Origin of the sequence: Dethiosulfovibrio peptidovorans (assembly GCA_002748665.1) — a bacterium.
Taxonomy (GTDB): Bacteria; Synergistota; Synergistia; order Synergistales; family Dethiosulfovibrionaceae; genus Dethiosulfovibrio; species Dethiosulfovibrio peptidovorans_A.
In genome coordinates this window covers 1-6,949 of record PDTB01000003.1, presented here as the reverse complement: position 1 = coordinate 6,949, position 6,949 = coordinate 1, and the positions used below count along the sequence as shown (strand labels likewise).

Here is a 6,949-nt window from a genome sequence, read left to right as displayed (position 1 = left end):
TACCCAACGTCCCTCCAACTGAGACACGGGATATCCGTCATAGGTGACAAACCATCCTGCAGGCATGTTATAGGGACGATACACGTAAAAACTCATGCCATCGTATACCGGCTGGGTCACCAGCACGGGCTCAGCTATGTAGGTCATTGCTCCCGCAGAAGCCACCAATACGAAGGGAAACAACGCAACAACCAAAAGAACAAAAAACTTTTTCATAACACTCGTCTCCTTTCAAAAGTACAGTTCAGGAATTACTATCCTTTGCAAAAGCCCTCACATAAAAATCAAAAACGTGTGACGACTCTATTCACAAAACACTGAGGTACGGGGGCCCCTGCTAGGCAGAAAGGCACAGGAGCAACGCAGGATGTATACACACAATAATGGGAAACAAGACTACCCAACGTCCCTCCAACTGAGACACGGGATATCCGTCATAGGTGACAAACCATCCTGCAGGCATGTTATAGGGACGATACACGTAAAAACTCATGCCGTCGTATACCGGCTGGGTCACCAGCACGGGCTCAGCTATGTAGGTCATTGCTCCCGCAGAAGCCACCAACACGAAGGAAAACAACGCAACAGTCAAGGAAACAGAAATTTTTTTCATTGCAACCCTACCTCCTTAAAATTAAGATCTAGACATAATGTCCCTCATCGTTCATCGCAAAAAGCCTCTTGTAGCAATAAAAACAAATAATATGTATGGTACCCCTACAAGGCAATAGCAGTTAACGAGGCCAAGTCTCTACGAAGAAATCTGATTGCTCTAAACCCATGGCCCGGACGGCCATGGTAAGGTGTTTCTCAACATCCGAACGCACCTTCCGAACAGTATCCATTCGCCGTCTGATCGTACCTTCTTCCGAGGTCTTTCCCAGTTGTTGGGCACCCTCTTCCATAACTAAGGCAGTCCATTCCATAAGTTCCTTTGCCCGCCCCATCTCTCGCCACGCCTCTCCTGACTCCCAGGGAATTACGGTCTCAATCAGTTGGTTACGGATATCCTGGAACCGGTTTCCAGCTTCCAGGATATGAGCATAAAATTCCTCTTTGGTGTAGACCCCCGTTCGGGTTGCTCGATAGGATGACCGAATACCCTCCCAGCAGGAGACCATCTGGTCCCATTGCGCCCGTATAGGAGCGTAAACCTTAAGGAACCGCTTGGTTGATAAGGGAAGCTTGGGCATTCGCACCCAAACGGAATTTCGGCGGCCAGCTCGTAGAATGTCCAGAAGTACGGAGTGTCCAGTCGACAGACTCATTTCCAGCTCTTGATCAAGCAAGTTCGGACTCCCGACCAACTGTCCATCCATGGCATAGACAACATCCCCAGGACGAAGTCCTGCTTGTCCCGCTGGACTTCTGGGGGTCACCGACAGGACAGTCACAGTCGTCGAGTCGGGAGTAAACCAGGCACCGGAGAGGATTCCTCCCTCAGCGCGTCCTCCCACGAACAGCCACATCCCCACAAGTATCAGCATCATATGCCGACTCCGTGGCGAAAGATCTATCATCAGGACACACACCATCCTTTCGGGTTAACCATTTCAAGAGATGCCCTTCACGTCCTGTCGGGGCAACCTCCTGAAGTGCCATATCTACCAACAAAGACACGGATAAACCTTGATGAATCCTTCGAGGAAGTATATGAGCGTTCTTCCTATGATCTGCGGGCACAAGGTAAAAACGAAAACGCCGATTTCCTTCCACAAAGGAGCGAGCTAATCGTCCGTCCGTCTCGATCTGGCCCAATCTCTCCGTAGTATGCAGCAGGGCTCGAAGCGATCGAATCACATCCTCTTGATCCTGACACAAAAGGATGGTGTTCCCAAGAGAACACAGTAGAAAGTCTCCCTCATCGGGAAAGGAAACCAAAAAAACAGGTATACGATCCACCATCCCCTGAAAAGAAGCCTGGACAACTCGCTCCCCGAAAAGGAATCCGGGATCCTGAGATCGTCCTCGCTGGAGAGCCACCAAAGACCTCTGGAGGGATTCAGGCAGGGCTTTCCAATCGATACAAAATGCTGCTGATGAAAAAACCACGATATCGTCTTTCCCCAAGAAAAACGACACCTCCATGGAGTCTACAGGCAGCCCAGGGAAGAGAGTATATTTATCAGGAGATGACGGAGCTGTATGACGCCGCTCGGAGACGTAAACAAAATACGGATCACCTTGCGATGGAAGGCCGATAGCCATCATGGCGTTTTGATCGACACATCCAAGAGGCCGCCGGGATTCTGCCTGCCAATTCTTGTACACAACTCCTCCTATCACAACTAAAGTCCCGGCAATAATCATTGACATGATAGTGAACCGTATGAATCGAAAAGAGGTGAACACCGCCAGATGAGTTCGTACCCACCAAAGACACCGATTCAATTTTTTGTTGAGACCAAACGCAACTATTTCGTTATCGTCAACGGCATCAGGCGCAGGCAGTTCCGATTCACTCAGTTGTTGCGCCAAGATAGTCACCCCTTTCTTCCTCGTCTCAATCCTGCGCAATGATATACTGTTATTGTATCCTAAAATGTTATGGAGAGGTGGTTCTCTATGAGAAGTTTTTGGGCATTTTTTTCCATTCTGTGTCTTTTTCTGATCGCATCGACCTCTTGGGCCAATACTCCCGTTCCGTCCCCTGATCATTCCGGTGTTATCTCAGGAGCGCTCCCATCATCGGGGCAAATTCAGTGGACGTTCAAGGCAGCTCAAGGGATCACCGGATCCATGACATGGAGTGATGGGAAGCTGTTTTTCTCCGATGAAGGCGGTAACCTTTACTGCGTGAAAAGCTCTGATGGTAAGATTCTCTGGCAACTCCGATTTGACGTCATGCTGTACGGTGCGCCCATTGTATCAGGGAATCGTCTGTACACAGGCTCAGGATCGGGAGCTGTCTACGCCTTGGCAGCCGAATCTGGATCAATCCTTTGGAATGCTAAACTGAGCTCTCTCCCGCCCGATCAAGGCTCGGGCGGCATCATATCGTCCCTGGCCCTCTTGGGGAATCGACTGATTGCCACCGACCTTGAGGGGATCGTGACCTGTATGAACGCCGATGACGGACATACCCTCTGGTGTTTTAAGACCCAACGAGACATTCGTTCATCACCCACCGTTGTGGACTCGTTGGTCTTCGTGGGCGATCACGCTGGAGGGTTTCATGCCTTGGATTTGAAAACAGGGAAACGCCTTTGGGGCGGTTCGTCCGGCGGCCCCATCGATGTCGCTCCCTCGTACAGCGACGGAATCGTCTACTACGGCGGCTGGGATGGAGTCCTGCATGCCATTCAGGTCAAGGGAGTGATCCCCAAGTGGCAGTTCAAGGGAAATGGAGCCATCTCAACGCATATTGCCCTTGCTGATGAAAAAGCTTTCTGGGGCACATCGTCAGGGACGGTCCACGCTGTGGAGACGACTAAGGGAAAGTCTCTGTGGTCTCTCAACGTAGGGGAGGGCGTGACAAGTTCACCAATCGCCGCTCAGGGGGTCGTCTTTCTCATCACATCGTCGGGAACCCTCAAGGCTCTGGACAGTACGACGGGGTCCACCAAGTGGGAAACTAACCTGGGAGCCAGCGTGATCTCGACGCCCGTGATCGCCGAAGGGCTCCTGTTCGTGGGCACTGCGGATGGGACGGTCCGTGCCCTTCGATAGCCGAACCATCGCCTTTATGGCTGAGGCCCTCAAGCAAGCCAGGACAGCAGCTCAAGAGGGAGATATACCGGTTGGAGCCGTAGTGGTATGGGATGACCAGATCATCGGACTGGGCCGAAACCGACGACGACTGCTCCACGACCCCACCGCTCACGCCGAGATCGTAGCTATCCGCGACGCCGCTCAGGCTCGAAAGAGCTGGAATCTGTCGGGATGCGAGATCTTCGTCACCCTGGAGCCCTGCCCCATGTGTGCAGGAGCCATCGTCCAAAGCCGGATCACCCGCCTGGTGTACGGCTGTACCGACCCCAGAGCCGGTGCCAGCGGAACCCTGTACGACATCACGTCGGACTCAAGACTGAACCATCGGTGTCTCACCACCTCCGGCGTCGAGGAGGACCTTTGTCGTCGCCTTCTTCAGGATTTTTTCCGTGAGCGCCGTCGCTCCTGAGAGAGGCACATAGAAAGATGGGGAGGCTTGCAAAACCAGTGACCAGTGAGTATAATGAGTCCTCATCGGGGAGGAGTGGCCGAGTGGTCGAAGGCGCTTGACTCGAAATCAAGTGAGGGGCTCTGCTCCTCCGTGGGTTCAAATCCCACCTCCTCCGCCAAATAAAAACTCATCTCATCGACTAAAAAGGACATAAAGCCTCTCCTTAGGATTCCTAGGGTGAGGCTTTTACTCGTCTACTGCAACTTTAGAAAAAACTGCAAAAAAACCATTCGTTTGAGAGTAAGCATCCCTAAAAATCAAACTCCTTCGGGGTCAGAATAGAGCCGCTTCACTCTTTTTCCCATCATGAGAGCAACCGGCGTCACGATAGTACCAAGACGATCAGCAAATTCGTACGGTGTAATTTTCTCTTGTCCCTGTCGGCCTATGAGAGTGACTTCATCCCCCACTTCAACAGAACCATCTACACGCACCATACATTGATCCATGCAGATACGCCCAACTATAGGACAACGACGCCCCCTAAGCAAGATATCGGCGTTGTTCGAGAGACGACGGTCGAAACCATCTCCATACCCTATGGGAAGCACTGCTATGGTCTCAGTTGAGGAGGTTGTATAGGTCCTCCCATATCCGACAGCCTCGTGAGGGGGTAAGGTTTTGACAAAAGCCACACGTGTAGAAAGAGAAAAGCACGTACGTAAATCCAGATAGCGAGGAACATCTGGAGAGGGATAGAAACCTACGAGGAGTTGCCCGGGACGCACACCGTCCATGGCCCACTCAGGGAAATTAACGGTAGCGCCCGAATTACAGCAATGGACCATAGGAAACTTGATTCCCCTGTTGTTAAGCTTACCAAGAAAATCAGTGAACATCTTGTGCTGCATCTCTGTATAGCTCAGATCCTTCTCGTCAGCGCTGGAAAAATGGGTAAAGAGCCCCTCACAGACAATTCCGGGCAAACGAGCAATTTCACCAATACGCTCTCGCGCTTCTTCCGGGGAAAAGCCGATGCGCCCCATGCCTGTATCAACCGCAATATGGATAAAAGCGCTCTTGCCCTGTTTCACAGCCTCTTTTGAAAGACAACGAGCCATCGCTAAATCACTCACCGATGCACGTATATTATGTCGAACGTAGACTGCTGCGCTATCGTAGGCAGAGGCCCCCAAAACCAGCACAGGGTCCAGTATTCCTGCTTCTCGAAGCTCCATAGCCTCTTCGGCCACGGCAACGATAAAGAAATTGGCACCCTCCCGCTTTACGGTCCAGGCAATAGGTATTGCCCCTAAACCGTAAGCATTGTCCTTCAAAACGACAAAAATACGAGCTTTTTGCCCCCCATGCGTATCAAGCCATTGTCGGAGGAGACGGTAGTTATATCGGATATTATCCAATCGGACATCCATCCAAGCCCTATGCAGTTCCATTTTTCCAACCTCCCCTCTCGTTTAGCCAGATTTTAAAATTATTCTTCAAAACCCTGCCAGGTCGTTTCCCTGTAAGAGTGTTACCTTTAACGACAACCTTTCCATTAACCATGACATACCTGATCCCTTCCGGGTACTGATGAGGCTCGGAGAAGGTCGCTCTGTCAATAATTTTCTCTCTGTCAAAAATAACGATATCTGCAAAAACTCCTGGACGAAGAATGCCCCTATCGTATATTCTCATCCGATTCGCTGGCAGAGATGTCATTTTTCGAACGCCTTCTTCCAATGGCATCATTTTTTTATCGCGAACATATCTGCCAAGGAATCGAGGGAAAGACCCATATCCTCTCGGATGAGGATGTCCACCGGCTCTGGGAGCCGTAACCCACGAATCCGAAATGACAGACGAAAGGCGATGTTGCAGAACAGTCTGAACATCTGTCTCATCCATACCGAATGTGATCATCGTCGCTTCGCCCTTTACTTCAAGCATCCAATCAAAAAAGGAAGCATACGGAGACTTCGGGTCTCTCTCTGCAATAATCTCTTCAAGTGACATTCCTTCGTAACGTGCCGCTGCCCCACACTCTGCAATAACGATCTTTTCCCAACCAATCCCCAATATCCAGTTTTCCTCTTTCATCGTCCCTGATGAAATACTCTCTTGAATCTTTACTCTGGCTTCGGGATCTCCAAGCCGTTGCAGCATGGACGAGATACCACCCGACAGTGCTTCAGAAGGAAGAAGCGACGTAACGGTCGTCATAGCCGCCGGGTAAGGATAGACATCACATGCGACATCAACTCCGGCTGTTCTCGCCTCTTCCATAAGACGCAGCGTTTCATTGACCTTACCCCAGTTGTTGCGGCAGACAGCCTTGTGATGAGAAAGTTCCACCGGAATTCTATTTTTTTCACCAATTAAAATGGCTTCTTTTGTCGCCTCTACCAGCCTGTCTCCTTCGCTGCGAAGATGGCTGGCATAAATACCGCCTTCCTCGCGCAAGACTGTTGAAAGCTCCAGGAGCTCATCAGTGCTTGTGTAGCTGCCTGGAGGATAGATCAAGCCAGAAGAAAGCCCAAAAGCTCCTGCTCGTATTTCTTTTTGTAGAAGGCTCTTCATTTCATCCATTTCCTCCTTTGTTGCAGGAGATGGATCAAACCCCTTAACGGCAATGCGTATAGAGCCCTGCCCGACAAGAGGTGCAAGGTTATGACGCATTCCGTTTTCCAGAGCATAGGACCAAAATTCAGATAGGCTGGACCAATCCCAGGGGTACTCGTTGTTTTTCGGCAAAAAGGCCTTCTGATACTGACGTGCCTCTTCCCTATACTCTTCAGACAAAGGCGCCATCGATAAACCACAGTTCCCAACGATTGAGGTCGTCAC

The 6,949-nt window shown here is 50.7% G+C and carries 8 protein-coding genes and 1 tRNA gene; 3 read left to right on the top strand and 6 right to left on the bottom strand.

Annotated features, from left to right (window positions below):
- The 4 genes from CSA35_00105 to CSA35_00090 all read right to left on the bottom strand — a co-directional run.
- The coding region (locus tag CSA35_00105; protein PIE55603.1) for a hypothetical protein at window positions 1–216 on the bottom strand (216 nt) is incomplete at its 3' end.
- A 121-nt stretch (window positions 217–337) separates the two neighbouring features.
- Window positions 338–613: a hypothetical protein gene (locus CSA35_00100; GenBank protein ID PIE55602.1), complete on the bottom strand. Its 276-nt coding sequence runs from the start codon at window positions 611–613 to the stop codon at window positions 338–340.
- 121 nt (window positions 614–734) lie between these two features.
- On the bottom strand, window positions 735–1,535 hold the full coding sequence (locus CSA35_00095) for a hypothetical protein (GenBank protein PIE55601.1): 801 nt from the start codon (window positions 1,533–1,535) through the stop codon (window positions 735–737).
- Window positions 1,441–2,487 carry a hypothetical protein gene (locus CSA35_00090; GenBank protein PIE55600.1) on the bottom strand — a complete coding sequence of 349 codons (1,047 nt, stop codon included), beginning with the start codon at window positions 2,485–2,487 and terminating at the stop codon, window positions 1,441–1,443. Before CSA35_00090 ends, CSA35_00095 begins: the two co-directional genes overlap by 95 nt.
- Before the next feature lie 60 nt (window positions 2,488–2,547).
- Between CSA35_00090 and CSA35_00085 the strand changes: the two genes are divergently transcribed.
- The 3 genes from CSA35_00085 (at window position 2,548) to CSA35_00075 (ending at window position 4,280) form a co-directional block, all read left to right on the top strand.
- Window positions 2,548–3,669, top strand: a complete 1,122-nt coding sequence (locus tag CSA35_00085; protein PIE55599.1) for a hypothetical protein — start codon at window positions 2,548–2,550, stop codon at window positions 3,667–3,669.
- Window positions 3,644–4,120, top strand: coding sequence for a tRNA-specific adenosine deaminase (locus CSA35_00080; GenBank protein PIE55598.1), 477 nt, complete (start codon window positions 3,644–3,646; stop codon window positions 4,118–4,120). The genes CSA35_00085 and CSA35_00080 overlap by 26 nt, the downstream gene beginning before the upstream one ends.
- Window positions 4,121–4,189: 69 nt before the next feature.
- Window positions 4,190–4,280: transfer RNA gene (locus CSA35_00075), tRNA-Ser, on the top strand.
- A 139-nt stretch (window positions 4,281–4,419) separates the two neighbouring features.
- Here the strand turns inward: CSA35_00075 and alr are convergent.
- Together alr and CSA35_00065 are read right to left on the bottom strand one after the other, a co-directional pair.
- Window positions 4,420–5,556 carry an alanine racemase gene (gene alr / locus CSA35_00070; GenBank protein PIE55597.1) on the bottom strand — a complete coding sequence of 379 codons (1,137 nt, stop codon included), beginning with the start codon at window positions 5,554–5,556 and terminating at the stop codon, window positions 4,420–4,422.
- Window positions 5,543–6,949 (bottom strand): hypothetical protein, encoded by a 1,407-nt coding sequence (locus CSA35_00065; GenBank protein PIE55596.1) that lies wholly within the window; start codon window positions 6,947–6,949, stop codon window positions 5,543–5,545. Before CSA35_00065 ends, alr begins: the two co-directional genes overlap by 14 nt.